Annotated in this window: 2 protein-coding genes and 1 pseudogene; 1 reads left to right on the top strand and 2 read right to left on the bottom strand. The window is 68.1% G+C overall.

Annotated elements, in window-relative coordinates; all coding sequences use genetic code 11:
* Nucleotides 1-89 (bottom strand): annotated as a pseudogene (locus ABZ208_RS39005) (inosine-5'-monophosphate dehydrogenase); the annotation flags it as partial.
* Between the two features lie 213 nt (nt 90-302).
* On the opposite strand from ABZ208_RS39005, the gene ABZ208_RS39000 reads away from it, so the two are divergent.
* A complete protein-coding gene (locus ABZ208_RS39000; protein WP_356914185.1) occupies nt 303-1,217 on the top strand; it encodes a DUF1918 domain-containing protein in 915 nt (304 codons plus the stop codon).
* Nucleotides 1,218-1,369: 152 nt separating this feature from the next.
* Here the strand turns inward: ABZ208_RS39000 and ABZ208_RS38995 are convergent, their stop codons facing one another.
* Nucleotides 1,370-1,543 carry a hypothetical protein gene (locus ABZ208_RS38995; protein WP_356914184.1) on the bottom strand — a complete coding sequence of 58 codons (174 nt, stop codon included), beginning with the start codon at nt 1,541-1,543 and terminating at the stop codon, nt 1,370-1,372.
* Between the last annotated feature and the right edge of the window lie 195 nt (nt 1,544-1,738).

Raw genomic sequence — 1,738 nt, 5'->3', positions numbered from 1 at the left:
AGCAGCTTGACGATCTCCTTGAACGGCATGTCGCGTCGCGCCCGTACGACGTGCCGGGTCATGAGCTCTGCGACCGTGCGGTGGTGCATGTCGCCTCTCCCTTCCGGGGCGTGACAGCCAGTCGTCGTCACCCGGCCAGCGGGTCAGGGATCCGTCGCACGGGTGAGCTGCGGGCCTGTTCCGGGTTAGGTGGTCCCGGAACAGGCTCGATCGCTCTCTTGATCAGGGTCTCTCTCCCGTGCAGCGGCACGCCGCTCGTGGCACGTTGGGTAGAGAATCATTGTGAAGAAATGGCGGCGATCATGCGAGCTCACCTCGGCGATCAACTCGTCATCGAAAGCACGACGACCGGCGCTACCAGGCGCGACGGCGAGATTGTCGGACTCCACCATGCGGATGGAACACCTCCCTACGACGTGCGCTGGTCGGATACGGACGAGGTGACGCTGGTGTTCCCCGGGCCTGACGCACATATCCGATGCGTCGAGCACGAGCCGGGGACCCGCGAGTCTTCCTCGCCGGGCCGGGATGAGGCGGATGCCGTGTTCGACACGACCCCGCTGCAGGGGCCACCCAATCCTGGTGACATCGGCCGGCGGGTGGCCAGCGAGCGCAAGCGACAGGGGCTGACCCGGACGGAAACAGCCCTACGCGCCAGAATGGCGCCGGACTACCTGGCGTACCTCGAAGAACGGCAGGCCGACCCGAGCCTGGGAACTCTCATCAGACTGGCCGACGCGCTGGGCACCAGCGTCGCAGCCCTGCGCGGGGGCGGCATCGATCTGCCGCCCGGCCAAGGCCAGGCGCTCCTCCACCCTCAGCTGCGGGACCTCGGCCCTGATGAATGCCGCGCCCGGCTTTCCACGCACGGCCTGGGCCGCGTGGCGGTGTCGACATCCGATGGCCCGGCGGTCGTTCCGGTGAACTACGAGGTCATCGACGACACGGTCGCCTTTCGCACCGCGCCCGACTCAGTGCCTGCCGCGGCGGTAGGAAGGGACGTCGCCTTCGAGGTCGACCATGTGGACGAGGCGACAAGCCAGGGCTGGAGTGTGCTCGTCGTCGGCCCTGCGCGGGTTGTCACGGAGCCCGACGCCGTGCGGCGGCTGGCCGATCGTGCTCATACCAGGCCATGGGCGGGAGGTGATCGCGATATGTGGGTGCTGATCCAGCCCACGCGCCTCACCGGCCGCCGCATCAGTCCGGCCGATCAGTGAGCCCTGACCGCCCGGGAGGTGCAGCCGGTCTCCACGGCCGACGAGCACCCGTCGTCCGCCCACTGCGCGCCCGACGGCCACCACCGTCAGGGTCATCACATCGCTCACGATGTGTGAAGTCTCAGGCACTTCAGACACCTCCTCTCGCCTCGTCAGGGGACCTGGCCCGCACTGTGGGTCGCGTAGAGGTTGAGCGACCGCGTGCGCGTTGTCATGAGCCGGTGCGCGATCACACCGGTGACAAGGGTGGACAAGGCGTGGTCCAGCTCCGGGTCCTTCTTGCGCAGCTCGTGGACTGCCGGCGTATCGAACTCGTGGGCACGCACCGGGCTGCTGGCCTCGGCCCCCGGTTGCCGGTGTGGATGATCCAGAAGCGGTCGGTTTTGCGGCTCTCGTTGAAGATGCGCTCGCCTGGCGCGAACGACCCCTCACGGCCAGCGGCATGAGCCGATCGCGCTGGCCTCGGGCATGGAGTTGCAGAAACCGCTCCCCGCGATCACGGTGACCGCTCCCAATGGACG

This window comes from Streptomyces sp. NPDC006208, from assembly GCF_040613775.1.
Lineage (GTDB): Bacteria > Actinomycetota > Actinomycetes > Streptomycetales > Streptomycetaceae > Streptomyces.
Note: the sequence above shows the minus strand (reverse complement) of the source record. Positions and strands in the feature narration are given on the sequence as shown.